This window comes from Streptomyces sp. SS1-1 (assembly GCF_008973465.1).
In the GTDB taxonomy this organism is placed as follows: Bacteria; Actinomycetota; Actinomycetes; order Streptomycetales; family Streptomycetaceae; genus Streptomyces.
This window is the reverse complement of the sequence record NZ_WBXN01000004.1, coordinates 660,922-686,789: the sequence shown is the minus strand read 5'-3', so window position 1 is coordinate 686,789 and position 25,868 is coordinate 660,922. Positions and strand designations below refer to the sequence as shown.

Genomic DNA, 25,868 nt, shown 5'->3' with positions numbered 1-25,868 from the left:
GCTCACATAGCGTGGAAACGATCGCCCCGACACCATGGGTGCTCAGTCTCCGGCCGAAGGGATCAAGAATGTTCCGCAAGGTGCTGGTCGCCAACCGCGGGGAGATCGCGATTCGCGCGTTCCGCGCAGGCTACGAGCTGGGCGCGCGCACCGTCGCCGTCTTCCCGTACGAGGACCGCAACTCCCTGCACCGGCTGAAGGCCGACGAGGCGTACGAGATAGGGCAGCCCGGGCACCCGGTGCGCGCCTACCTCTCCGTCGAGGAGATCGTCCGCGCCGCCCGCCGCGCCGGAGCGGACGCCGTCTACCCCGGCTACGGCTTCCTGTCCGAGAACCCCGACCTGGCGCGGGCCTGCGAGGAGGCCGGCATCACCTTCGTCGGCCCCAGCGCGGACATCCTGGAGCTGACCGGCAACAAGGCCCGCGCGGTCGCCGCCGCCCGCGAGGCCGGCGTCCCCGTGCTCGGCTCGTCGGCACCCTCCACCGACGTCGACGAACTCGTCCGGGCCGCCGACGGCATCGGCTTCCCGATCTTCGTCAAGGCCGTCGCCGGCGGCGGCGGGCGCGGGATGCGCCGGGTCGAGGAGCCCGGCCAGCTGCGCGAGGCCATCGAGGCGGCGTCCCGCGAGGCGGCGTCGGCGTTCGGCGACTCCACCGTCTTCCTGGAGAAGGCCGTCGTCGAGCCCCGCCACATCGAGGTGCAGATCCTCGCCGACGGCCAGGGCGAAGTGATCCACCTGTACGAGCGGGACTGCTCCGTGCAGCGCCGCCACCAGAAGGTCATCGAGCTGGCCCCCGCGCCCAACCTCGACCCGGAGCTGCGCGACCGCATCTGCGCCGACGCCGTCCGCTTCGCCCGGCAGATCGGCTACCGCAACGCGGGCACCGTGGAGTTCCTGCTCGACCGGGACGGCAACCACGTCTTCATCGAGATGAACCCGCGCATCCAGGTCGAGCACACCGTGACCGAGGAGGTCACCGACGTCGACCTGGTGCAGTCGCAGCTGCGGATCGCCGCCGGCGAGACCCTGGCCGACCTCGGCCTCGCCCAGGAGACGATCACCCTGCGCGGCGCCGCCCTCCAGTGCCGGATCACCACCGAGGACCCCGCCAACGGCTTCCGCCCGGACACCGGCCGCATCAGCGCCTACCGCTCGCCGGGCGGCTCCGGCATCCGGCTCGACGGCGGAACCACCCACGCCGGTACGGAGATCAGCGCCCACTTCGACTCCATGCTGGTCAAACTGACCTGCCGGGGCCGGGACTTCCCCACCGCCGTGGGCCGCGCCCGGCGTGCCGTGGCCGAGTTCCGCATCCGCGGCGTCGCCACCAACATCCCCTTCCTGCAGGCGGTCCTCGACGACCCCGACTTCCAGGCCGGCCGGGTCACCACGTCGTTCATCGAACAGCGCCCCCACCTGCTGACGGCCCGTCACTCGGCGGACCGCGGCACCAAGTTGCTCACCTACCTCGCCGACGTCACCGTCAACAAGCCGCACGGCGAACGCCCCGACCTGCTCGACCCGCTGACCAAGGTGCCCCCGCTCCCGGCCGCCGACCCCGCCCCGGGCTCACGGCAGAGGCTCGCCGAACTCGGCCCCGAGGGCTTCGCGCACTGGCTGCGGTCCTCGCCGACCATCGGCATCACCGACACCACGTTCCGCGACGCCCACCAGTCGCTGCTCGCCACCCGCGTGCGCACCAAGGACATGCTCGCCGTAGCCCCTGTGGTGGCCCGCACCCTGCCGCAGCTGCTGTCCCTGGAGTGCTGGGGCGGCGCGACGTACGACGTGGCGCTGCGCTTCCTCGCCGAGGACCCCTGGGAGCGGCTGGCGGCCCTGCGGGAGGCCGTGCCGAACATCTGCCTGCAGATGCTGCTGCGCGGCCGCAACACCGTCGGCTACACGCCGTACCCCACCGAGGTGACCGACGCGTTCGTGCAGGAGGCCGCGGCCACCGGCATCGACATCTTCCGCATCTTCGACGCCCTGAACGACGTCTCCCAGATGCGCCCGGCCATCGAGGCCGTACGGGAGACCGGGACCGCCGTCGCCGAGGTGGCGCTCTGCTACACCTCCGACCTGTCCGACCCGTCGGAACGCCTGTACACCCTGGACTACTACCTGCGCCTCGCCGAGCAGATCGTCGAGGCGGGCGCGCACGTCCTGGCCGTCAAGGACATGGCGGGGCTGCTGCGGGCGCCGGCCGCGGCGAAGCTGGTGTCGGCGCTGCGCCGGGAGTTCGAGCTGCCGGTGCACCTGCACACCCACGACACCGCGGGCGGCCAGCTCGCCACCTACCTCGCCGCGATCCAGGCGGGCGCCGACGCGGTCGACGGGGCCGTGGCGTCCATGGCGGGCACCACCTCCCAGCCGTCGCTGTCGGCGATCGTCGCCGCCACCGACCACTCGGAGCGGCCCACCGGCCTCGACCTCCAGGCGGTCGGCGACCTGGAGCCGTACTGGGAGAGCGTCCGCAAGGTCTACGCCCCGTTCGAGGCGGGCCTCGCCTCGCCGACCGGCCGGGTCTACCACCACGAGATCCCCGGCGGTCAGCTCTCCAACCTGCGTACCCAGGCCGTCGCCCTCGGCCTCGGCGACCGCTTCGAGGAGATCGAGGCGATGTACGCCGCCGCCGACCGCATGCTGGGCCGGCTGGTCAAGGTCACGCCCTCCTCGAAGGTCGTCGGTGACCTCGCACTCCACCTGGTGGGCGCGGGGGTCTCCCCGGCCGACTTCGAGGCGTCGCCCGACCGCTTCGACATCCCCGACTCCGTCATCGGCTTCCTGCGCGGCGAGCTGGGCACCCCGCCCGGCGGCTGGCCCGAGCCGTTCCGCACCAAGGCGCTCCAGGGCCGCGGCGAGGCCAAGCCGGTCCCGGAGCTGAGCGCCGACGACCGCGAGGGCCTGGCCAAGGACCGGCGCGCCACGCTGAACCGGCTGCTGTTCCCCGGCCCGACGCGCGAGTTCGAGACGCACCGCGACTCCTACGGCGACACCAGCGTCCTGGACAGCAAGGACTTCTTCTACGGGCTGCGCCCGGGCAAGGAGTACGCCGTCGACCTGGAGCGCGGGGTGCGGCTGCTCATCGAGCTGCAGGCGATCGGCGACGCCGACGAGCGCGGGATGCGCACCGTGATGTCCACCCTCAACGGGCAGCTGCGGCCCATCCAGGTCCGTGACCGGGCCGCCGCATCGGACGTCCCGGTGACGGAGAAGGCCGACCGGTCGAACCCCGGCCATGTCGCGGCACCGTTCGCGGGCGTCGTCACCCTCACGGTCGGCGAGGGCGACGAGGTGGAGGCCGGCGCCACGGTCGCCACCATCGAGGCCATGAAGATGGAGGCGTCCATCACCGCCGGGAAGTCCGGCCGGGTGGCGCGGCTCGCCATCGGGAGGATCCAGCAGGTGGAGGGCGGCGACCTGCTCGTCGAGATCGCCTGAGCCGACCGGCCGGCCCGCCGTTCCGACATACGGCCGTACGACCGAGCGCCCCGCGTGGAGATGACTCCGCGCGGGGCGCCGCCGTCACTGGTCCCGCCAGCCGAACCGGCGGTCGACCACCGTCGCGAACTCCTCCAGCGTCACCACCTCGTCGCCGTTCAGGTCGGCGGCGTCGAACAGCGCGGACGAGTCGTTCTCGTCCCCCAGACCCCAGGGCGGCAGATCCCCCGAGGCGGCCAGCGAAGGGCCCTTGGACCGCAGCGCGACGATGACCTCCGCGCGGGTCAGCGTCCCGCTCTCGTCGAGGTCCAGGGCCTCGAACAGCCGCCGTGCCTTGTCGCTCATGGTGCGCGTCCTCCTGTCGCGGGGCGCCGGACGGTCCCTCGCCCGTACGAAGACGTGTTCCCCCGCACGCCGGTTGCTCCCGTCGTCCGCAGGCCGTGCCCGGGCCGCAGGGCGCCTGCCGTCACCCGAATGCCACTCCCGGAGTGGGCCGGAGGGGCGAGGTCGGGTGCCCGGTGCTTCCGTGGTGGAAGGCATCCGCGTGCACCCGCACCCGAGGAGGCAGGATGGCGGACGGACCGGCCGCGAGCGCCACCACGGCGACAGCGCCGCACGAGGACTTCGAGCGGATCGGCGCCGTCGCCGACGCCGTCCTCTACGAGGGCTACCTGCTCTACCCGTACCGCCGCTCCTCCGCGAAGAACCGGGTCCGCTGGCAGTTCGGCGTGCTCTTCCCCCGCGACTGGGTCGAGGCCGACGGCCCCGTCACCCCGACCGTGTCCGGCTCCGCCGACTCCTGGTACCAGCGCACCGAGTGCCTGCTGCGGGCCCCGCGCCCCGACGCCTCGGTGCACGTGCGGCTGCGCTTCCTGCAACTGCAGCGCAAACAGGTCCAGGAGACCGGCCCCGACGGCCGGCACCGGGACGTGCCGTCCCTGCGCACCGGCGACGGCACCGTGCACCTGACGTTCGACGAGGCCGTACCCCGCGAGGCCACGCTCACCCTGCGCCTCGACGAACGGGCCGTCCAGGGCACCACGGTCCCCGTGGGCGCCCCCGGCGGCACGGACACCGAACCGCTGCCGGGGGCGCCGGGCGCGTGGTCCGCGTCCGTGAGGAGCTGCGCGGCAGCGTCACCGTCACCGCCGAGCGGATCGCCCCCGACCTGCTCCGGCTCCAGGTGCGCACCACCCACACCGGTCTCGCCCCCGGCCCGCGGACCGCGCGGGACGAGGCCCTGCGCGGCGCGTTCATCGCCACCCACACGCTGATCGGCGGCGACGGCGCCGAGTTCGTCTCCCTGATCGACCCGCCCGCCGCCCTGCGGGACGAGGCCCGCGCGTGCCGCAACGCGTTCACGTTCCCCGTCCTCGGCGACGACCCGCCCGCGGCCCGCGCCGTGCTGTCGGCGCCGATCATCCTCCCCGACCACCCGCGGGTGGCGCCGGAGAGCCCGGGCGACCTGCACGACGCGGCCGAGATCGACGAGATCCTCACCCTGCGCACCATGCTGCTGACGGACGAGGAGAAGCGCGAGGCACGCGCCACCGACCCCCGCGCCGCCGCCATCCTCGACCGGGTCGACACCATGCCGCCGGAGGTCTTCGCCCGGCTGCACGGGGCCGTCCGCTCCCTCGCCCCAGCCACCCCGGCCGCCCCGCCCGGCGACCGTCCGGCGTGGTGGCAGGAGGGCGGCGACGACGGCCTGTCCCCGGCCACCGACACCGTGCTCGTCGACGGCGTGCCCCTCGGCGGCGGCAGCCGGGTGCGGCTGCGCCCCCGGGGACGCGGCGCCGACGCGCAGGACATGTTCCTGGCCGGGCGGACGGCCGAGGTGGCCGCCGTCCTCCACGACGTGGACGGCAGCGTGCACCTCGCCGTCACCCTCGACGACGATCCCGCATCCGAACTGCACACCTGGTACGGCCGCTTCCACTACTTCCGGCCCGACGAACTCGAGCCGCTGGAGCCCGCACCGTCCGACACCCCCGCGGCGGAGGCATGACATGACGACGCACAGCAGCACCACCGAGGTCGCGGGCGAACCCGCGCGCGGCGAGGACCGGCAGGGCTTCGACGAGATCACCATCCTGTGGATCTCCGAGGGCATGAGCTGCGACGGCGACACGGTCTCCCTGACCGCCGCCGACCAGCCGTCCATCGAGGACCTGGTGCTCGGCCTGATCCCCGGGCTGCCGAAGGTCAACCTGGTCAACAAGGTGCTCTCGCCGAGCCTGGGCGGCGAGGACTTCCTCGCCCCCTACCGGGCGGCGGCGCGCGGCGACCTGGCCCCGTTCATCCTCGTCATCGAGGGGTCGGTCCCCAACCAGAACATCATCGAGGGCGACGGCTACTGGACGTCGTTCGGCAACGACCCGGAGACCGGTGAGCCGCAGACCCTGAACTCGTGGATCGACCAGCTCGCGCCGAAGGCGTGGGCGGTGGTCGCCGCCGGGACCTGCGCCACCTTCGGCGGCATCCACGCCATGGCCGGCAACCCGACCGGCTCCATGGGCCTCGCCGACTACCTGGGCTGGGACTACCGCTCGCAGGGCGGCCTCCCTGTGGTGAACGTGCCCGGCTGCCCCATCCAGCCGGAGAACTTCATGGAGACCCTGATCTGGGTCCTCTACCACGCGGCCGGTTCGGCGCCCCCGCCGCCGCTGGACCACATGCTGCGCCCGCAGTGGCTGTTCGGGAAGACCGTCCACGAGGGCTGCGACCGCGGCTCGTACTACGAGCAGGCGAGCTTCGCGAAGGACTACAACTCGCCCAAGTGCCTGGTGAAGACGGGCTGCTGGGGCCCGGTCGTCAACTGCAACGTGCCCAAGCGGGGCTGGATGGCCGGCATCGGCGGCTGCCCGAACGTCGGCGGCATCTGCATCGGCTGCACGATGCCCGGCTTCCCCGACGCCTTCATGCCGTTCATGGACGAGCCGCCCGGCGGCACCCTGTCGTCGCTCGCCATCAAGCCGTACGGCGCCGTCATCCGCCGCCTGCGCGGGGTGACCAACGAACTCGTCAACCACGAGCCCAGGTGGCGGCACAACAAGCGCAAGCTCACCAGCGGCTACGACCCGCACTGGCGGCCCTGACACCACGTCACCCCGCCCACCCCACTCACCACCACACACAGCGAGGGGCAGTACCGCAGATGACGACCACCGAGGCCCGCGCGACGGAGCGCAAGCCGCCACAGATCGTGGACATGTCCTGGGACCCGATCACCCGCATCATCGGGAACCTGGGCATCTACACGAAGATCGACTTCGCCAACCGGGAAGTCGTCGAATGCCACAGCACCTCGTCGCTGTTCCGCGGCTACTCGGTGTTCATGAAGGGCAAGGACCCCCGGGACGCCGGCTTCATCACCTCCCGCATCTGCGGGATCTGCGGCGACAACCACACCACCTGCTCCGACTACGCCCAGCAGATGGCCTACGGCGTCAAACCGCCGATGCTCGCCGAGCACATCGTCAACCTCGGCGAAGCGGCCGAGTACATGTTCGACCACACGATCTTCCAGGACAACCTGGTCTTCGTGGACTTCTGCGAGGCCATGGTCAAGGCCACCAACCCCGGGGTCCTGGCCCGCGCCGAACGCACCGCGGCGCCCCGCGGCGACATCCACGGCTACCGGACGATCGCCGACATCATGCGGGCCTTCAACCCCTTCGAGGGCGAGATCTACAAGGAGGCCCTGAAGGTCAGCCGGGTCACCCGCGAGATGTTCTGCCTGATGGAGGGCCGGCACGTCCACCCCTCCACGCTGTACCCGGGCGGCGTCGGCACGATGCCGCAGCCCACCGCGTTCACCGACTACCTCAGCCGGCTCATGCGGATCATCGACTTCATCAAGAAGGCCGTCGCCCTCAACGACGACGTCTTCGACTTCTTCTACGAGGCGCTGCCCGGCTACGAGGAGGTCGGCCGCCGCCGCGTCCTGCTCGGCTGCTGGGGCGCCTTCCAGGACCCCAAGGTCGTCGACTACCGCTACGAGACGATGAACACGTGGGGCAAGGCCATGTACGTCACCCCCGGCATCGTCGTCGACGGCGAACTCGTCACCAACAACCTCGTCGACATCAACCTCGGCCTGCGCATCATGCTCGGCAGCTCCTTCTACGAGGACTGGGTCAACGAGGACCCCTTCGTCACCCGTGACCCGCTCGGCAACCCCGTCGACATGCGCCACCCCTGGAACCAGACGACCGTCCCGGTCCCGCAGAAGCGCGACTTCGACGGCAACTACAGCTGGGTGATGAGCCCCCGCTGGCTCGACCCGCGCACCGGCGACCACCTCGCCCTGGACACCGGCGGCGGCCCGCTGGCCCGCCTGTGGTCCACCGCGCTCAGCGGCATCGTCGACACCCCGTACGTCAAGGCCACCGGCGACAGCGTCCGTATCTCCCTGCCCAAGGGCGAGAGCCTGCCGGAGACCACCCTGGAATGGCGCATCCCGAAGTGGAGCAACACCATCGAACGGGACCGCGCCCGGCCCTACTTCGTCGCCTACGCGGCCGCCATGTCGCTGCAGTTCCTCGAGGAGGCCATGGGCCTCGTCCGCTCCGGCGACACCAAGGTGTTCGAGAACTACGAGGTGCCCGACGAGGCGATCGGCTGCGGCTTCCACGAGGCGGTGCGCGGCGTCCTCTCCCACCACCTGGTGATCAAGGACAAGAAGATCGCCAACTACCACCCGTACCCGCCCACCCCGTGGAACGCCAGCCCCCGCGACATGTACGGCACACCCGGCCCGTACGAGGACGCCGTGCAGGGACAGCCGATCTTCGAGGAGAACGGCCCCGACGACTTCAAGGGCGTCGACATCATGCGCACCGTCCGCAGCTTCGACCCCTGTCTGCCGTGCGGCGTCCACATGTACGTCGGCAAGGGCAAGACGCTGACCACGATGCACTCCCCGACGTACGGGGCGAGCCATGGATGAGCCCGGCGCGGCCCGCCTGGCCGACCCGGACGTCGAGGCCCGGCTCGCCCGGCTCGACGAACTCCTGGAGGGCCTGGAGTCCACACCCGGCCCCGTCACCCGCCCCGCCACCGAGGCGGTGGGCCTGCTCACCGAGGTCTACGGCGAGGCGCTGGCCCGCGTCCTGGACCTCGCCGACACCGCCCTCGCCGCACGCCTCGCCGACGACGAGCTCCTCGGGCATCTGCTGGTGCTGCACGACATCCACCCCGAACCCGCCGAACGCCGGGCGGCCCGCGCCGTCGAGCGGCTGCGCCCCGCCGTCCGCGAACGCGGCGGGGACGTCGAGTGGGCCGGTGTGGAGGGCGGCGTCGCCCGGGTGCGGCTGACGGCGGGCGGCGGCTGTGGCTCCGGCTGCGGAGGCGGTAGCGGCGGCGGGGTCGACGTCACCGACGCCGTACGGGCCGCTGTACTCGCCGCCGCCCCGGAGCTGACGGGCGTGGAACCGGTGCCGGACCCCGCGGAGCGGCGGCCCGCCCCGGCGTTCGTACCGCTGGCCACCCTGACGCACCGGGGTGCGCCGTGACCACCGGCGGCGCCCTGGCCCGGCTCATCCGTTCCACGGCCGCCCGCGCGGCGGACGCGGAGGTGTGCGACCTGTGCGCGGCGCCGGTCGCCGAGGAGCACCCTCATCTGCACGACGCCGAGGAGGAGCGGGTGCGCTGCGTCTGCGGCCCCTGCTCGGTGCTGTTCGACCGGGGCGGCGCCGGCGAGGGCCGGTACCGGCTGGTCCCGCGCCGCCGGGTCCGGCTGCCCGAGGTCGCCACGGACGTCCTCGGCGTCCCCGTAGGGCTGGTCTTCTTCGTGCCCCGCGCCGACGGCACGGTCACCGCCGAGGGACCGAGCCCGGCCGGGGCCATGCGGTGGGAGGTGGACGCGGCGGCCTGGCGGCGCCTCGCCGGGACGTGTCCGCCGCTCGCCGGCGTGGAACCCGAGGTGGAGGCACTGCTGGTCAACACCGTGCACGGCGCCGACCACCACTGGATCGTGCCGGTCGACGACTGCTACCGCATGGTGGCCGTCGTCCGCCGCCACTGGCGCGGGCTGTCCGGCGGCGGCGCGGTCTGGCCGGCCGTCGAGCAGTTCTTCGCCGGGCTCACCGAGAGGCCGTGAGCGCGCCCCGCGGCGCGCCGACGAGGAAGGAGAACACCATGGGCAGCATCCGGGTCGGCAGGGCCCAGGCCAAGCCCGACACCCCCGGTCATGTGTCCGGCATGCACCAGGGCAACCAGGGCCGCTACCAGGACCAGACGGGTCACCACCAGGACGGCACCTCCGACGCGCGCCGCTCCACCGGGATCCACTGGAAGCGGCACGACGCCCTCGTGGACGCCATGCCGAACATCTCACCGGGATGACGGACGGCGGGGAGTGACCGCGATGAACGACCGACGGGCGCGCCGGTGCGGCGCCGGGAGCGAAGGAGCCGAAATGAGCGGAGTGCGGGTGCTGAAGGCCGAGGCCGTCCTGCTGGGCGCCCTCGCGGTGGCCCTGCTGGTGTGGGAACTGCCCAGCCTGCGGCGCGAGGCACGGATCTGGCGGATGGCGGGCGGCCTGCGCGCGGGCCGCCGCTACCCCTGAGCCGGCCGTGCACGAACTGTCGATCGCGACCGCGATCATCGAGCGGGCCGGCGAACTGGCCCGGGCCGACGGGACGGACACCGTGTCGGCGGTGACCGTCCGCGTCGGCGAACTGGCCGGTGTCGTCCCGGACGCCTTGGACTTCGCCTTCGAGGTGGCCCGCGACGGCACCGCCCTCGCCTCGGCACGGCTGGTGGTGGAGCAGGTCCCCGCGCAGGCCTGGTGCGGGCCGTGCGCCGAGGAGTTCGCCGTCGGCATGCCGCCGTTCTTCTGGTGCCCGCGCTGCGACCAGCCCTCCTCGGACCTGCGCAGCGGCCGGGACTGGAGATCACCGGGATCGAACCGGCGGTCCCCTGACACACGAGGGCCCCGGCGGTGCCGTCACGCACCGCCGGGGCCCTCGCACGCTGTCAGCAGATCCGCGGCAACTGCTCGCCCAGCGGCAGGTCCACCACCCGGGTGCCGCCGAGACCCGTCGCGACCACGACCATGCCGGGGTGCTCGGCGACGCACTCACCGATCACGACGGCCCCGGCCCCGTGCGGATGGGCCCGCATCGCCGCGAGGACCTCCTCCGCCGCCGACGGGGGCACGAACGCGACCAGCCGCCCCTCGTTCGCCACGTACAGCGGTCCAGGCCGAGGAACCCGCAGGCGTTGGCGACCGCGTCCGGCACCGGGACGGCCCGCTCACTGAGCCGCACCCCCGTCCCGGAGGCCCGGGCGATCTCGTTGAGCGACGCGGCGAGACCGCCCCGCGTGGGGTCGCGCAGCACATGGACGTCCGGGGTGACGGCCAGCATGGCCGCGACCAGGTCCGCGAGCGGCGCGCTGTCGCTGGTGACCTCGACACCGAACTCGAGGCCCTCCCGGACACTCATGATCGCCACGCCGTGCAGCCCGATCGGCCCGCTCACGATGACGACGTCACCGGGGCGAGCCCGTTGCGGCCGGATGTCCACCCCGGCGGGCACCAGACCCACCCCGGCGGTGGTGACGTACACCCCGTCGCCGTGGCCCGACTCCACCACCTTGGTGTCCCCGGTGGCGATGGTGACCCCGGCCGCCTCGGACGCGGCGCCCATGGCCCGCGCGATCCGCTCCACGACCGCCAGCTCCACGCCCTCCTCCAGGACGAACGCGGCGGACAGATAGGCCGGCCGGGCCCCGCTCATCGCCAGGTCGTTGACGGTCCCGTTCACCGCGAGGTCCCCGAGGCAGCCACCGGGGAAGAACAGCGGCCTGACCACGTACGAGTCGGTGGAGAACGCCAGCCGGGCGCCCCCGAGTTCGAGGACGGCGGAGTCGGTGAGCGCGGCCAGCGTGCTGTTGCCGTACGCGGGGGTGAAGACCTGCTCCATCAGCTCCGCCGACAGCGCGCCGCCGCCCCCGTGCCCCATCACGACGACCGGCTGGTCGCGCAGGGGAGCGGGGCAGGTCCAGGCGGCCGGGTCGACCACGTCCGTCAGAGGCTCAGGCAACGGGGTTCATCTCCTCGGCCGCGGGCCGGACCCCCTGCGGGGCGGGCGTGTTCATCCGGCGGTACAGGTAGTAGGCGGCGCAGGCGCCCTCGCTGGAGACCATCGTGGCGCCCAGCGGTGTGCGCGGCGTGCACGTGGTGCCGAAGGCCTCGCACTCGGTCGGCTTGATCAGGCCCTGCAGCACCTCGCCGCTGCGGCACTCGGCGGGCTCCTCGGTCCGGATGCCGGCCACGTCGAAGCGGTGCTCGGCGTCGTACGCCCGGAAGGCCTCGCTCAGCCGCCAGCCGCTGGACGGGATGGGCCCGATGCCCCGCCAGTTGCGGTCCGTGACCTCGAAGACCTCCTCGATCATCCGGACGGCCGCCGGGTTGCCGTCGTCGCGGACCGCGCGCGGGTAGGCGTTCTCCACCCGGTGCTCGCCCAGCTCCAGCTGCCGCACCGTGCGCCGGATGCCCTCCAGGATGTCCAGCGGCTCGAACCCGGTGACCACGATCGGCACGCCGAACCGGTCGGCGAGCCCGGGGTACTCGGCCGTCCCCATCACGCTGCACACGTGCCCGGCGGCGAGGAAGCCCTGCACCCGGCAGGACGGCGCCGTCATGATGGCCTCGATCGCCGGGGGGACCCGTACGTGCGAGACGAGCAGGCTGAAGTTGCCCAGCCCCTCACGGCGGGCCCGGTGCACGGCCATGGCGTTCGCGGGGGCGGTCGTCTCGAAGCCGATCGCGAAGAACACCACCTGCCGGTCCGGGTTGCGGCGGGCCAGCTCCAGCGCGTCGAGCGGCGAGTACACCACCCGTACGTCGCCGCCCTCGCCCTTCACCCGGAACAGGTCCCGGTCGGAGCCCGGCACCCGCAGCATGTCCCCGAACGAACAGAAGATCACCTCCGGGCGGGCGGCGATCTCCAGGGCCTTGTCGATCACGTCCAGCGGCGTCACGCACACCGGGCAGCCGGGGCCGTGGATCAACTCGACCTGTTCCGGCAGCAGTTGGTCGATGCCGTGCCGGATGATCGAGTGCGTCTGACCGCCGCACACCTCCATCAGCGCCCAGGGGCGGGTGGCGGTCGCGCGGATCTCGTCCAGCAGCCGGCGGGCCAGCTCCGGGTCGTTGAACTCGTCGATGTACTTCACCGGGCCTCACTCCCGCCGTCCTGGTGCCCCGCGGGCGCCGGTTCGCCCGCCTCGCGGGCCGCCTGCTGCCAGGCGTCCCCGAACTCCTCCTCCAGCAGCCCCAGTTCCTCGAACAGCTTCAGGGAGGCCAGGGCGGACTCCTCGTCGAGGCGCTGCAGCGCGAAGCCGACGTGCACGATGACGTACTCACCCACCCGCACGTCGGGCACGTACTCCAGGCACGCCTGCTTGCGCACCCCACCGAAGTCGATCAGCCCGGTGAGCGGGTCGGCGCCGTCCTCGATGGCCACCACCTTGCCGGGCACTGCCAGACACATGCGTCACTCCTTCGTTCGTCGGTGCGCCGCGACCACTAGCTGGCCGAGGGCCAACCCGCCGTCGTTCGGCGGGACTTCGCCGTGCCGCAGCACCGTGGAGCCGTCCGCGGCGAGCAGCCGCGCGCACTCCTCCTCCAGCAGCGCGTTGGCGAACACCCCGCCGCTCAGCGCGACCGTGCGCGCACCCGTGTCCGCACGGGCACCCCGGCACAGCTCCGCCACGGCTCGCGCGACACCCCGGTGGAAACGCGCGGCCAGCACGGGGACGGGCACCCCCGCCCGCAGGTCGGCGACGAGCGCGCGCAGCACGGGCGCGGGATCGCAGCGGCCGCCGGCCGTCCCGAAGGCGTAGGCCCCGTCGTCGGCGTCCCAGGCCGTGGTGGCCGCCGCCTCCAGCTCCAGGGCGGCCTGCGCCTCGTACTCGGCGCGATGGCAGACCCCCACCAGGGACGACACCGCGTCGAAGAGCCGGCCCATGCTGGAAGTCGCCGCGCACGCCACGTCACGCGTCAACTGACGCTCCAGCAGCGCGAGTTCGTCCGGCTCGCAGGCGGCGACACACGGCAGGTCGGGCTCCCACCGCACCCCGGCCGCCCACAGCCGGGCCAGCGCAAGCCGGCAGGGGTTGGCCACCCCGGCGTCCCCGCCGGGCAGCGGTGCCGGCGTGAGGTGGGCGAGACGCCGGTAGCCGCCGTACCCGGCGAGCAGGAACTCGCCGCCCCAGACGGTCCCGTCGTCGCCGTACCCCGTGCCGTCGAACGCGACGCCGAGCACCGGCTCGCTGCCGTCGAGCCCGTGCTCGGCCATGGCGGAGGCGACGTGCGCGTGGTGGTGCTGAACGAAGACCGGGGACCGCAAACCCAGTTGAGCGGCCTGCAACCGGGCCCACCGTGCCGAGTGGTACCCCGGGTGCCGGTCGGCGGCGACCACCTCGGGGGCCACGCCGGTCAGATGCCGCATGTGCGCCTCGGCCCGGCCCGCCGCCTCCAGGGTGGTGAGCTCGCCCATGTCCCCGATGTGCGGGCCGAACCACGCCAGGTCGCCCTCGCCCACACACAGCGCGTTCTTCAGGTCGCCGCCCACCGCGAGCGCCGGACGCAGCGTCACGGGCAGCCGCAGCGGACGCGGGACGTACCCGCGGGAGCGGCGCAGCACCTGCTCGGTGCCGTCGCTGCGCACCCGCAGCAGGGAGTCGTCGCACGGCGAGGCGATGGGCCGGTCGTGCGCGAGCCAGGCGTCCGCGAGACCCGCGAGCCGGTCAGCGCCTCGTCGTCGTCCGTGACGATCGGCTCCCCGGACCGGTTGCCACTGGTCATCACCAGCACCCGCGGCCCCGGCGGGTCGCCCGGCAGCCCGAACAGCAGGGTGTGCAGCGGGGTGTACGGCAGCATCACGCCGAGGTGCGGGCTGCCGGGGCAGACGCCGGGCGCGAGCGGCTCGTCCGCCCCGCGCCGGCGCATCAGCACGATGGGCCGGCGCGGGCCGGTCACGGCGGCCAGCTCGGCCGCCGACGGCAGCGCGACCCGCCGTACCGCGTCGGTGTCGGCGCACATCACCGCGAACGGCTTGCCGCCGCGCTCCTTGCGGGCCCGCAGCGTGTCCACGGCCCGCGCGTCGGTCGCGTCGCACGCCAGGTGGTAGCCGCCGAGGCCCTTCACCGCGACGATCCGGCCCCCCGCCAGCAGCGCCCGGGCCAGCGCCGGCGCGTCCCCGTCCCGGGCGGCCCGCACCCCGCTGCCCGGGGCCGGCTCCAGGTACAGCCGGGGCCCGCAGTCCGGGCAGGCCACCGGCTGGGCGTGGAAGCGGCGGTCGGCGGGATCGCCGTACTCCCGGGCGCACGCGGCGCACATCGGGAAGCCGTCCATGGTGGTGACGGCCCGGTCGTAGGGCAGGCCCGTGGCGATGGTGAAGCGGGGGCCGCAGTGGGTGCAGGTGACGAACGGGTGCCGGTGCCGGCGGTCCTCCGGGTCGGCCAGCTCCCGCAGACAGGCGTCGCAGGTCGCCGTGTCGGGCGGCAGATGCGTACGGCCCGGGGAGCGGTCGGTGGAGCGGATGGTGAAGGTGTCGTCGGCGCCGGTGACGGGCAGGTCCTCGACCTCGACGCCGGTGACCGCCGCCAGCGGGGGCGGCTCGGCGGCCAGCCGGTCGCACAGCCGGTCCACGCCGTCCGGCCGGCCCTCCACCTCGATGAGGACCCCGTTCGCCGTGTTGCTGACGAAGCCGGCCAGCGCCAGATCGGTGGCGAGGCGGTGCACGAACGGCCGGAACCCCACCCCCTGCACGGTGCCGCGCACGACGACCCGGCGGCGCACCGCCCCCTTGCCCACGGGCGCGGTCACGAGACGGGGCCGGCCGCGTGCGCGTGGCTGTGCGGCCGCGGCGCCAGGGGAGGCGTGTGCGCCGCGGCGCCGTCCCGGACGGCCAGCACCCGCTCCAGCACGGTGTCGACGCCCTCCCCGGTGCGGGCACAGGACCGGACCACCTCGACGCCCGGGTTGACCCGCCGTACATGCTCCTCGAACGCGGCCGCGTCGAAACCGGCCGGTTCCGCCAGGTCGGACTTGGTCAGCACCACCAGGTGGGCCGAGCCGAACGCGGTCGGGTACTTCAGCGGCTTGTCCTCGCCCTCCGTGACCGCCATGAGGACGATCCGCAGGCTCTCCCCGAGGTCGTAGGAGGCCGGGCAGACCAGGTTGCCGACGTTCTCCACGAACAGCACCGACGTGCCCTCCGGCAGCCAGGACTCGACGTGCCCGCGCAGCTGACGCGCCTCCAGATGGCACAGCCCGTCGGTGAGGAGCTGTTTCACCGGGGCGCCGGACCGCGCGAGGCGCCGGGCGTCGTTCTCGGTGGCCAGGTCGGCGGTGAGCGCGGCCACCGGGACGCCCCGCTCGACCGCCCGGGCGAGGACACGGCCCAGCAGTTCCGTCTTGCCGCTGCCGGGGCTGGACAGCAGGTTGACCACGCTCACCCCGCGCGCGGCCAGTTCCTCGCGCAGGTGCGCGGCCAGACCGTCGTTCCTCGCCAGGACGGCCTGGCCGACCTCGTCACCGGACTCACACATCGGCGCTGCTCCTCGCGGTCGGTGGGGGAGGGACCGGGGTGCCGGTCCGCTGCCGATCCTCCGCGCCGCCCGCCCCCGCGGGCCGGACCCCGGCCGGGGCGGGGGCGGTGGATTCGTCCGGGCGGCGCAACGCGGGCGTCGCCGCGGGGTCGGCGAGCAGCGCCGGGACCAGGGTGTGCAGGGCCGCCACCGCCTCCGGTACCGCCGCCCGCACGGTCGCGCTCATGCCGGGGGTGATGTCCTCGTCGCCGCGCGGCACCCGTTCGGGCTCGCAGGCCAGGACGAGGACGCGGGGGAGCGGTTCGTCGCCGAGGTGGGCGGCGAGGGCCAGGACCTTCGCCGGGTCCATGCCGTGCGCCTCCGGGGGCGGCCCCCGGCCGAGGCGTCGGGGAGCTCCGGCTCGATCAGCGACAGGGTGCCCGGGGTGTGGCCCCGGACCGCCGCGTCGACGAGGACGGCCGTGTCGTAGCCGTCGAGCAGGGTGTAGGCGAGGTCGAGCCCGCGGATCCCGAAGTCCCGCACGGTCGCCCCCGGCGGCAGGGGCCGCTCGTCCAGGGCCCGGATCACCTCCGGGCCGAACGCGTCGTCCGCGAGGAAGATGTTGCCGACGCCCGCCACCAGCAGCCGCGCGCTCACCGCGCGCCCGCCGGCAGCTTCCGCACGAAGGCCGACCGCAGGGCGTGGTAGGGGGCACGCGGGTCGAAGAAGACGGCCCGCATCCGGGCGAGTTCGTCCCGCCGGTACTCGGCGAGCGGCTGACGCTTCTCGTCGGCCTGGCGGGCCGCGGCCTTGGCCTCGATGCGCCGCTCCAGGTCCGGGGCGGCGGCGAGCGCGCCGGCCAGCCGGTCCACCTCGGCGCCGAACTCCCCCGGCGCAACGGGCACCAGACGGTCCACCAGGCCGATCCGCGCGGCGCTCGCGGCGCTCACCGGGAACGCCTCCGTGGTCAGCCGGTGCGCCGTCTCGACCCCGACCCGGCGCGGCAGCGAGTACGTCCAGAACTCGGAGCCGTACAGGCCCATCCGGCGGTAGTGCGGGTTGAGGACGGCACCGGAGCGGCACCACACCTCGTCGGCGGCGAGGGCGAGCATGACCCCGCCGGCCGCCGCGTTGCCGCCGAGGGCCGCCACCACCAGCCGGTCGGTGGTCCGCAGCACCGCCTCGACCAGGTCGTCCATGGCGTTGAGGTTCGACCAGGACTCGCCCGCGCTGTCCGGCGCCGCCTCGATGACGTTCAGGTGGATGCCGTTGGAGAAGAAGTCCCGGGCGCCGCCCAGCACCAGCAGCCGGGTCGGGCGGGTGAGGGCGTACCGGTAGGCGGCGTGCAGCCGGCGGCAGTGCTCGGTGCTCATCGCACCGCCCGGGAACGAGAACCGCAGGAAGCCGACGTCGCCGCGCTGCCGGTAGCGGATGTCGGTCCAGGTGGTGCGGTCGGCGGGCAGTTCGAGGGGCGCGGCGATCTCCGGGAGGCGCGGCTCGGCCGGCCGCTGGTAGGAGTCCAGGACGGAGGCCGCCGGGCGGCGGAACGGCGCCGGGTCGCCGGACGCCTTGCGGGGGCGCAGCTCGGGGATCCACACCGCGCCGTCCACGGTGGCCCGGCAGACCGCCCCGGCGCGGGTCGCGAGCAGTTCGCCGGGGCGTCCGCGCAGCCGGTCCTCGGGGTGCCCGCCGTGCAGGAACAGCTCATGGCCGAGGAGTTCGTCGAGGACCCCTGGCTGGGAGTCGGCGCCGCGCAGCTTGCGGACCACCGTCCGGGTGTCGTCCCGCTCCCAGTCGATACGGCGCTGGTCCTGGCGGAAGGCGTCGCGCCACAGCACCCGGATCGCGGGGTCGGTCTGGGGCTTCGGCTTGAACGATCCTTCGGCGTAGCGGCGCACGGCCTGCAGCACGGCGGCCGAGGCGGCGTCGGAGACCTCGCCACGGTACAGGTCGCTCTTGCCGGTGTCGGGCACCGGGAAGGCCTCGGCGGCCCACATGGCTCCCGCGTCCATGCCCGCCTCGGCCTGGAGCACGGTCACGCCCCAGTGGGTCACCCCGTCGGCGATCGCCCAGTCCAGGGCGGACGGTCCGCGGTCCCCCGGCGGGCCGGGGTGCACGACCAGACAGGTGTGCTCCCGCCACACGTCCTCCGGCAGGGCGGTCTTCAGCATGGGGGCGACGATCAGTTCCGGGCGGGCCGCGCGGACCGCGGTCCGGACCGCCTCGTCGCCCTGCGAGGCGAGGACGACGTCCACCCGGTGCCCTTGGTCGGACAGTTCCGCGTACACGCGCTGGGACAGGCTGTTGAACGCGCTGGCGACGAGCAAGATCTCCATGACCGGGCATGTTCGTCCCTTTGGCGAGGGGCGAGAAGGACCACGGCGGCGTTTCGCCGCCCCCCGGCCGGTCGCTTGCTCCATACGGCTCGCTTTCGTCACCGTGCCCCGCACGGGGGAGGGGCCCGTGCGGGGCACGACGGTCGCGGGCGCTAGGCGCAGAGCACCCGGGTCTCCGGGGTGAAGACCGGGCCGCCGCTGACGTTGGTCGCGTCGCTGAACTCGGCGTAGTAGTACGAGTAGAAGCCGATGTTGCCGTTGCAGCCGGAGTCGGCGGCGATCTGGAGCGTCAGCGTGACGGTCCGGCTCTGCCCGGGCGGGACGGTCGCCCCGTAGTTCGCGCCGAGGTCGGCGGGCCCGGTGCCGGCGCACGGGACACTGCCCGCGGCGGAGGCGACCGCGCAGCCGGTGAAGCCGAACTTCAGGTCGGGGCGCTGCGTGGTCAGCCAGGTGGGCTGGATCGTCTGGTACACGAACAGGACGTCGTACGACTTGTTGTTGGTGAGCGTCATCGAGAGCTGCACCGTGCCGCCGGGCGTGGTCGTCGCGGCGTCGGTGGCGAAGGTCAGGTCCGCCGGCGCGGGGTCCGCCGCGCTCGCACCGGGGGCGAGCCCGAACACGGCCAGCAGGAGGGCGAGGACGGTGGTGAGACCCAGGCGTCTCATACGTGGTGATCGCATGGCCCGGGAGGCTAGGCAGGCGGCGCGCGCACCGTCTGCCCCGCGCCGGGCACCCCGGCTGGATGTGTCCGGTATGTGGAGGAGGCGTGACGGCTGTGTGAAGCGGCGAGCGGGGCGGTGTCCGCGCAGGACAGATCGAGGACGCTGACCAGGGGCCGGGTGCGGGGGCCTGGCGCGCGCCGCCCGTCGCGCCGTACGCCGATATTGGCCGGAACGGGGACACCCGCGCGACCCGGACGCGCGGACCGGACCGGCCGTTATCGGGCAATCGCCTATTTCCGGCCGTGCGGAACACTGGGCGCATGACCCGGACACTCGTGGACCCGCACGCCGTCCCCGCCGAACTGCGGCCCTACCTCACCGAACTGGTCCGCCGCACGCACGACCTGTGCGGCACGCGCCTGGTGAGCGTCGTCGCGGTCGGCTCCGTCGCGCTCGGCGACTACCGGCACGGCCGCAGCGACACCGACGTCACCGTGGTGCTGGACGGGACACCGCCCGCCTCGCTGCTCACCGAACTCGCCGCCGCTCTCACGCACCCCGCGCTGCCCTGCCCGGCGGCCGGACTGGAACTGGTCGTGTACGACGCCGGGTTCACCGCCCGGCCGTCCGGCGACGCCGGATACCTGCTCGACCTCAACACCGGGCCGCTGCTGCCCGACCGGCTCAGCCTCGACCCGGCCGGGTCCCCGGCGTTCTGGTACGTCATCGACCGCTCCGTCGCCCACCAGGCCGGGCGGACGCTGTACGGGGCCCCGGCGCGCGAGGCGATCGCCGAGCCCGCCCGCGCCGACCTGCTCACCGCCGTCCGCGCCTCCGTCCGGGAACACAGCGCCGGCGACGGGCATCTCGCGGACAACCGCGTCCTCAACGGCTGCCGCTCGGTGCGCTACTGCCGCACCGGCCGCTGGCAGCCAAAGCGCCGGGCGGCCCGAGAGGTCGCCGCCGCCGAGGAACGCTTCCGCCCGCTCGTCGAGGCCGCCCTGCGCAGCTACGAGCGGCCCTCCCGCACGGACGCGGCCGCGCTGCCCGCCGAGGAGGTGCGGGACTTCCTGGCCTGGGTCGCCGCGCAGGTCGACGAAACGGCCGGGGCGGACACCCAGCGGAGGGCGTCCGCCCCGGCCGCGGGGCACGGGGGACCGGATCAGACGGCCGGCGCCGGGTAGGTCGGGTACTCCACCCCGGAGACGTGCTGGACCACCCGGATGACCTGGCACGAGTAGCCGAACTCGTTGTCGTACCAGAGGTACAGGATGGCGTTGTCGCCCTCCACCTTCAGCGCGCCCGCGTCCACGATCGACGCGTGCCGGGAGCCGATGAAGTCGCTGGAGACCGCGTCGGGCGCCGTGATGAAGTCGATCTGGCGGCGCAGCGGCGAGGTCAGCGACACCTCGCGCAGGTGGTCGTGCACCTCCTCGCGGGTCGTCTCCCGCTCCAGCTGCAGGTTCAGGATGGCGATGGAGACGTCCGGCACCGGCACCCGGATGGAGCTGCCGGTGATGCGGGCCTTCAGGTCGGGCAGCGCCTTGGCGACGGCGGAGGCCGCGCCGGTCTCCGTGATGACCATGTTGAGCGGCGCGGAACGGCCCCGGCGCTCGGACTTGTGGTAGTTGTCCAGCAGGTTCTGGTCGTTCGTGAACGAGTGGACGGTCTCCACGTGCCCGCGCCGCACGCCGTACTCGTCGTCCATCGCCTTCAGCGGCGGGACGATGGCGTTGGTGGTGCAGGAGGCGCAGGACAGGATCCGCTCGTCCGGCTTGATCGTGTCGTGGTTGACGCCGTGCACGATGTTCGGGACGTCGCCCTTGCCGGGCGCGGTCAGCACGACCTTGTCGACACCGGGGCGCAGGTGCTTCGACAGGCCCTCGCGGTCGCGCCACTTCCCGGTGTTGTCGATCAGGATGGCGTTCTTGATGCCGTACGCCGTGTAGTCGACCTCGGAGGGGTCGTTCGCGTAGATCACCTTGATCGCGTTGCCGTTGGCGAAGATCGTGCTGCTCGCCTCGTCCACGGTGATCGTGCCCTGGAACTGCCCGTGGATCGAGTCGCGGCGCAGCAGCGAGGCGCGCTTGACGATGTCCCGCTCACCGCCGCCGCGCACGACGATGGCCCGCAGCCGCAGGCCGTTGCCCGAGCCGGACTTCTCGATGAGCAGACGGGCGACGAGCCGGCCGATCCGGCCGAAGCCGTACAGGACGACGTCGCGTCCCTCGCCCCGCTCGATCTTGTTGGCGCCGGTGGCACCCGCGACGGCCTCGGCGGTGAACGCCTCCACCGTCAGACCCCGGTCGTCGGCCTTGTAGGCGGACGCCAGGATGCCCAGGTCGATCTGGGAGGGGCCGAGGTCGAGGGCGGCGAGGGCCTGCAGGAACGGCAGCGTCTCGGTGACCGAGAGCTCCTCGCCCGCGATCTGCCGGGCGAAGCGGTGCGTCTTCAGGATGCTGACCACCGACTTGTTCACCAAGGAGCGGCTGTGGAGGAGGACGGTGACGTCCCTCTCGCGGTGCAGCTTCCCGATGATCGGGATCATCGATTCCGCGATCTCCTCGCGGTTCTTCCAGCTGGTGAACGAGTCGTCGTTGACAGTCACGGGAGCGGGCCTATCTTTCGAGCTAGGTGGCGCTCATATGCTAACCGCAGGCTCCGATGCGTGTTCGAAGGGGGGTCCGGGCGTGATGAGATGGCCCCGTATCGCACTGTTTCGCCGGGCTACGGCGGAGCGGCGGCCCGGACGAGGAGGGTGTGACGGGTGGAGCTGGAGCTACGGCATCTGCGTGTGCTGTGCGCCATCGCGGACGCGGGCAGCGTCGGCCGGGCCGCCGCCGAGCTGGGCTACTCGCAGCCCGCGGTGAGCACCCAGCTCCGCCGGATCGAGAAGTACTTCGGCGAGCCCGTCTTCGAGCGCGGCCCGGCCGGGGTGCAGCTGACCCCGTACGGCTTCGAGGTGGTCGCGTCCGCCCGGGACGTGCTGGCCCGCGCCGACGCCATCGGCCGGCGCCCCGCCGGCGGGGCCGCCGCGGCCCGCCGGACGCTGCGGGTCGCCGCCACCAACTCGCCCATGCTGGCGGGCATGGTGTCCGGGCTGCGCGCCCGGATGCCGGACGTCTCCCTCGCGGTGAACAGCGTGTACGCGTCCTCACGGATCGTCGAGCTCCTGGAGGAGGGCGCGGCCGACGCCGGCCTCGCCGCCGACTATCCGGGGCGGGAGCTCGGGCACTCCGACGCGGTCGCGCACCGGGGGATCGTCACCGAGCCGACGTTCGTGGCGCTGCCGTCCCGGCATCCGCTCGCCCAGCGCTCCCAGGTCGCCCTCGCCGACCTGGCGGGGGAGGAGTGGTTCCTGACGCCGGACGACGGGGCCGGCTGGCCCGAGGTGTTCCACGCGGCCTGCGCGGCCGCCGGGTTCACCCCGGCGGTCGCCCACGAGTTCCTCGGCGACCACCGGCAGCTCCAGGGCATGATCGCCGACGGCCTGGGCGTGGCCGTCGTCCAGCCCACCATGCGGCCCCTCCCGCAGGTGGTCGTCAAGCCGCTGCAGGGCACACCGCTGTGGTGCCGGTACGTACTGGCCTGGCGTCCCGCGGCCGTCCCGGCGGAACTCGTCGACGCGCTGCTCCAGTCCGCCGCCGAGGCGCACCGCCAACTCGTCGCCCAGTCCCCGCACTTGAGGGCCTGGGCCGCCCGGACCTGGGGAGTCCCGGGAGCGTAGCCCCGACGGCCGTACGAGCCGCCGGACGTTATGCCCGCGCGGCCCCGACTGCTATGCCGTACGGCGTTGTTGACGCGCGGAGGCGTTGAGACAGTCCTGACACGCCTCAGCACCCCACCCCGAGGCGCATCCGTCCCTGGAGGATCCCCGATGCGCTACCGCTTCGTGCTGCCCGGACGCCTGGCGTCCGCGCTGATCGCCGCTGCCGCCCTCACGGCGGTGACCGCGACCCCCGCACCGGCCGCGCGGCCCGCCCCCCACCCCGCCGCGGCGTCCCCCGGGACCCCGGCACCGCCCCCGTCCGGGCCGTCCCCCCACGCCTCCTCCGCCCCCGCCGTCCAGGACCGGCCGGTCAGCCCCGCCCTGGTGCCGCCCCTGACACCGGCCCGCCTCCCCGCCGCCAGGACCGCCGCGCCCACCGCCTGCAGCCCGGCCGACTTCGGCAGCCGTACCGGGGAGGAACTCGCCGCCTTCGTCCGGGCGTCGACCACCGACTGCGTGAACAGCCTCTTCTCCGTCGGCGCCCCGGACGCCCGCGCCGTCTTCCGGGAGGCCCAGATGGTCACGGTCGCCGACTCCTTCACCCGCGTCGCGCGGACGTACGGCGGCGACAACACCTCCCGCATCAGCCAGCTCGTCCTCTTCCTGCGGGCCGGCTACTACGTGCAGTACAACCACCCCGACGCCACCGGCCCCTACGGCACCGCGCTCACCACCGCCACCACCCGCGGCCTGGACGCCTTCTTCGCCCGCCCCCGCTCCCGCGACGTCACCGAGGCCAACGGCGACGTGCTGCGCGAGGCCGTCGTCCTCACCGACAGCGCCGACCGGCAGGACCGCTACCTCGACGTCTACCAGCGGATCCTCGACGACTACGACCGCTCCTACGACGGTCTGCCGAGCATGCTCGCGGCCGTGAACGCCGTCCACACCCCGCTCTGGCGCGGCAACTGGAACCCCGCCTACGTCCGGGCGGTCACCGCCGACCGCTCCGTCCTGCGGACCCTGCACACGTTCGCCCTCGCCCATCTGGACCTGCTCGGCACCGACCGCGCGTATCTCACCTCCAACGCCGGGATGACCCTGGCCCGGCACGTCGAGCACCCCGAGCTGCGGACCACCGTCCGGCCGCGCGTCCGGCACCTGCTGGACACCGCCCGGATCACCGGCCCCACGGCCGCGCTCTGGGTGGGCGTCGCCACCCAGGCCGACGCCTACGACGCCGCCGACTGCGCCTACTACGGCATCTGCGACCTCGAGGGCCGGCTGATGCGCGCGGCCCTGCCGATCACCCATCGCTGCGACGCCGCCCGCACGATCCGCGCCCAGTCCCTCACCCGGGCCGACCTCGACGCGGCGTGTACCAGCCTGCTCGGCCAGGACGCCTACGTCCACGCCCTCGTCCGGGACCCGGGACCCATCCCGGGCCAGCACCTGTCCACCCTCGACCTCTACGTCTTCGCCGGGCGCGACGACTACCGCACCTACGCCGGCGCGATCTTCGGCATCAGCACCGACAACGGCGGCATGACGCTCATCGGCGACCCCGACGATCCGGCGAACGCGCCCTTCGCCGTCATGTACCGCAAGAGCGAGGACACTGGGCACGCGGCCCGCATCTGGAACCTCAACCACGAGTACACGCACTACCTGGACGCCCGGGACAACCTGAAGGGCGACTTCGCCCGGCAGACCTCGGTGCCGGACGTCTGGTGGATCGAGGGCTTCGCCGAGTACGCCTCCTACGGCTACCGGGGCCGTACGTACACGGACGCGGTCGCCGCGGCCGGCCGGCACACCTACCGGCTGAGCACCCTGTTCCAGAACACGTACGCCAACAGCGACGTCACCCGCACCTACGCCTGGGGATACCTGGCCGTGCGCTACATGGTCGAACGGCACCCGGCCGACGTGCACCGCATGCTGGAGCGGTTCCGGGCCGGTGACTACGCGGGCGGGTACGCCGTGTACGCCACCGGGATCGGCACCCGCTACGACGCCGACTTCGACGCCTGGCTGACGGAGTGCGCGGCCGGAGCGTGCGCGGCGGCCTGAGTCCCGGTCCGTGGCCGCACGGGGCGCCCCCCCCCGTGCGGCCACGGAACTCACCACGCCCCGGCGATCTCCAGCAGATGGTCGCGGACCACGGCCACATGGGGGTTCCCGGAGGACCCCGGACGCTGGACGAGGAAACCGGTGTTGATCGGCGGGTCGTCCGGGTCGTGCAGCAGCGTCAGCGCGCCGGAGGCCAGCTCGGCGGCGCACAGATAGCGGGGGAGCACGCTGAACCCCGCCCCGCCCGCGACCGCCGCCGTGACCGCGTTCAGATCCGGCATCGTCACGGCCGGCTGCCGGGTGAGCCGGCGGCCGAAGACATGACGCCAGTAACGGCGGACGATTGGCACGTCCTCGGCGTAGGCGACCAGCGGAACCCCGTTCAGGGCGGCCGGGCCGTCCGCCGCGAGCCGGGCGGGACCGCCCGTCCGCTCGGCCCAGCCGGGCGAGGCGACCAGCACGAACTCCTCGTCCATGAGGGGCACCGACGCCAGGGCGCGCCCGCGCGGCCGGTACGTCGCGATCACCAGGTCGTAGCGCCCCGCCCGCAGGTCCGTGAGGAGCGGCTCGGTCAGCCCCGGCGTCACCCGCAGCCGCACCCCCCAGTCGACCAGGGGCGCGAGGGCCGGCATCACCCGGCGGGTCAGCAGCTCGGCCGGACCGGCCAGGTGCACCGGCTCCGCCGGGTGACCGTCGTCCGCGCCGCCCGGCCCGACGACCCCGGCCAGCGCGTCCAGCGGTTCCACGATCCGGGCGGCCAGCTCGTCCGCGTACGGCACCGGGGCCACCCCGCGCGCCAGACGCTGGAACAGCTCCCGGCCCAGTTGCCGCTCCAGGGTGCGGATCTGCGCGGTGACCGTCGGCTGGGACAGGGCCAGCAGCCGGGCGGCGGCCGTGAAGGACCCGGTGCGGTACACCGCGAGAAAGGTTCTCAGCAGGTTCAGGTCCACCGGCGCCGAGGAACCCGGCGGGACCCGTACCGCCTCCTCCCCACCGGCCGGACTGGCATCGGAATCCCTATGGCTCATATGGACAAGCCTATTGGATTCGAATGGGTGGGCGCGCGTACGGTCGACGACGCCGGACAGGGACGGCCCGT

18 protein-coding genes and 5 pseudogenes are annotated in these 25,868 nt (G+C 73.7%); 12 read left to right on the top strand and 11 right to left on the bottom strand.

All coding sequences use genetic code 11. The annotated features are described in order from the left end of the window. The first annotated feature begins 68 nt into the window (after positions 1 to 68). Positions 69 to 3,443: a pyruvate carboxylase gene (locus F8R89_RS04150; protein WP_151782666.1), complete on the top strand. Its 3,375-nt coding sequence runs from the start codon at positions 69 to 71 to the stop codon at positions 3,441 to 3,443. An 84-nt stretch (positions 3,444 to 3,527) separates the two neighbouring features. Here the strand turns inward: F8R89_RS04150 and F8R89_RS04145 are convergent, their stop codons facing one another. After that, a complete protein-coding gene (locus F8R89_RS04145) occupies positions 3,528 to 3,788 on the bottom strand; it encodes an EF-hand domain-containing protein (RefSeq protein ID WP_151782665.1) in 261 nt (86 codons plus the stop codon). Between the two features lie 224 nt (positions 3,789 to 4,012). On the opposite strand from F8R89_RS04145, the pseudogene F8R89_RS04140 reads away from it, so the two are divergent. From F8R89_RS04140 to hypA, 8 genes and pseudogenes are all read left to right on the top strand, one after another. Next, positions 4,013 to 5,451 (top strand): annotated as a pseudogene (locus F8R89_RS04140) (hypothetical protein). Between the two features lies 1 nt (position 5,452). Beyond that, complete coding sequence (locus F8R89_RS04135; protein ID WP_151782664.1) at positions 5,453 to 6,541, top strand: hydrogenase expression protein HypE; 1,089 nt, start codon at positions 5,453 to 5,455, stop codon at positions 6,539 to 6,541. A gap of 59 nt (positions 6,542 to 6,600) precedes the next feature. Then, a complete protein-coding gene (locus F8R89_RS04130; RefSeq protein WP_062669824.1) occupies positions 6,601 to 8,394 on the top strand; it encodes a nickel-dependent hydrogenase large subunit in 1,794 nt (597 codons plus the stop codon). After that, positions 8,387 to 8,959 (top strand): NifU family protein, encoded by a 573-nt coding sequence (locus tag F8R89_RS04125; RefSeq protein WP_151782663.1) that lies wholly within the window; start codon positions 8,387 to 8,389, stop codon positions 8,957 to 8,959. The genes F8R89_RS04130 and F8R89_RS04125 overlap by 8 nt, the downstream gene beginning before the upstream one ends. Then, on the top strand, positions 8,956 to 9,546 hold the full coding sequence (locus F8R89_RS04120) for a DUF5947 family protein (protein ID WP_151782662.1): 591 nt from the start codon (positions 8,956 to 8,958) through the stop codon (positions 9,544 to 9,546). Before F8R89_RS04125 ends, F8R89_RS04120 begins: the two co-directional genes overlap by 4 nt. Before the next feature lie 38 nt (positions 9,547 to 9,584). Next, positions 9,585 to 9,791 (top strand): hypothetical protein, encoded by a 207-nt coding sequence (locus F8R89_RS04115; protein WP_151782661.1) that lies wholly within the window; start codon positions 9,585 to 9,587, stop codon positions 9,789 to 9,791. Between the two features lie 73 nt (positions 9,792 to 9,864). Beyond that, complete coding sequence (locus F8R89_RS36115; RefSeq protein ID WP_192806039.1) at positions 9,865 to 10,014, top strand: hypothetical protein; 150 nt, start codon at positions 9,865 to 9,867, stop codon at positions 10,012 to 10,014. 7 nt (positions 10,015 to 10,021) lie between these two features. Beyond that, positions 10,022 to 10,371, top strand: a pseudogene (gene hypA / locus F8R89_RS04110) (hydrogenase maturation nickel metallochaperone HypA). Positions 10,372 to 10,424: 53 nt separating this feature from the next. On the opposite strand, the pseudogene hypE reads toward hypA, so the two are convergent. From hypE to F8R89_RS04070, 8 genes and pseudogenes are all read right to left on the bottom strand, one after another. Then, a pseudogene (gene hypE, locus F8R89_RS04105) lies at positions 10,425 to 11,413 on the bottom strand (hydrogenase expression/formation protein HypE). 73 nt (positions 11,414 to 11,486) lie between these two features. Next, complete coding sequence (hypD, locus tag F8R89_RS04100) at positions 11,487 to 12,629, bottom strand: hydrogenase formation protein HypD (protein WP_151782660.1); 1,143 nt, start codon at positions 12,627 to 12,629, stop codon at positions 11,487 to 11,489. Beyond that, on the bottom strand, positions 12,626 to 12,946 hold the full coding sequence (locus F8R89_RS04095; RefSeq protein WP_151782659.1) for a HypC/HybG/HupF family hydrogenase formation chaperone: 321 nt from the start codon (positions 12,944 to 12,946) through the stop codon (positions 12,626 to 12,628). The genes hypD and F8R89_RS04095 overlap by 4 nt, the downstream gene beginning before the upstream one ends. A 3-nt stretch (positions 12,947 to 12,949) precedes the next feature. Continuing rightward, positions 12,950 to 15,285 (bottom strand): annotated as a pseudogene (hypF, locus tag F8R89_RS04090) (carbamoyltransferase HypF). Further along, entirely contained in the window at positions 15,282 to 16,010 is a 729-nt protein-coding gene (gene hypB / locus F8R89_RS04085; protein ID WP_151782658.1) for a hydrogenase nickel incorporation protein HypB, read from the bottom strand. The pseudogene hypF and the gene hypB overlap by 4 nt, the downstream one beginning before the upstream one ends. A 52-nt stretch (positions 16,011 to 16,062) precedes the next feature. Continuing rightward, positions 16,063 to 16,646: pseudogene (locus F8R89_RS04080) on the bottom strand (hydrogenase maturation protease); the annotation flags it as partial. Next, positions 16,643 to 18,325: a hydrogenase maturation protein gene (locus F8R89_RS04075; RefSeq protein WP_151782657.1), complete on the bottom strand. Its 1,683-nt coding sequence runs from the start codon at positions 18,323 to 18,325 to the stop codon at positions 16,643 to 16,645. The gene F8R89_RS04075 and the pseudogene F8R89_RS04080, both read right to left, overlap by 4 nt. A gap of 152 nt (positions 18,326 to 18,477) precedes the next feature. Continuing rightward, positions 18,478 to 18,990, bottom strand: a complete 513-nt coding sequence (locus F8R89_RS04070) for a hypothetical protein (RefSeq protein ID WP_225994324.1) — start codon at positions 18,988 to 18,990, stop codon at positions 18,478 to 18,480. A 317-nt stretch (positions 18,991 to 19,307) separates the two neighbouring features. Between F8R89_RS04070 and F8R89_RS04065 the strand changes: the two genes are divergently transcribed. Further along, the gene (locus tag F8R89_RS04065) at positions 19,308 to 20,171 is read left to right on the top strand and encodes an aminoglycoside adenylyltransferase domain-containing protein (protein ID WP_151782655.1); all 864 of its coding nucleotides are present in this window, start codon (positions 19,308 to 19,310) and stop codon (positions 20,169 to 20,171) included. On the opposite strand, the gene F8R89_RS04060 is transcribed toward F8R89_RS04065, so the two are convergent. Further along, positions 20,150 to 21,595, bottom strand: a complete 1,446-nt coding sequence (locus F8R89_RS04060; protein ID WP_151782654.1) for a glyceraldehyde-3-phosphate dehydrogenase — start codon at positions 21,593 to 21,595, stop codon at positions 20,150 to 20,152. The two genes, F8R89_RS04065 and F8R89_RS04060, sit on opposite strands and share 22 nt — an antisense overlap. 159 nt (positions 21,596 to 21,754) lie before the next feature. Between F8R89_RS04060 and F8R89_RS04055 the strand changes: the two genes are divergently transcribed. Both F8R89_RS04055 and F8R89_RS04050 read left to right on the top strand, forming a co-directional pair. Continuing rightward, positions 21,755 to 22,714, top strand: a complete 960-nt coding sequence (locus F8R89_RS04055) for a LysR family transcriptional regulator (RefSeq protein WP_151782653.1) — start codon at positions 21,755 to 21,757, stop codon at positions 22,712 to 22,714. A gap of 150 nt (positions 22,715 to 22,864) precedes the next feature. Continuing rightward, positions 22,865 to 24,769, top strand: a complete 1,905-nt coding sequence (locus F8R89_RS04050; RefSeq protein WP_151782652.1) for a collagenase — start codon at positions 22,865 to 22,867, stop codon at positions 24,767 to 24,769. 50 nt (positions 24,770 to 24,819) lie between these two features. On the opposite strand, the gene F8R89_RS04045 is transcribed toward F8R89_RS04050, so the two are convergent. Continuing rightward, a complete protein-coding gene (locus F8R89_RS04045) occupies positions 24,820 to 25,797 on the bottom strand; it encodes a LysR family transcriptional regulator (protein ID WP_151782651.1) in 978 nt (325 codons plus the stop codon). Positions 25,798 to 25,868 lie beyond the last annotated feature (71 nt).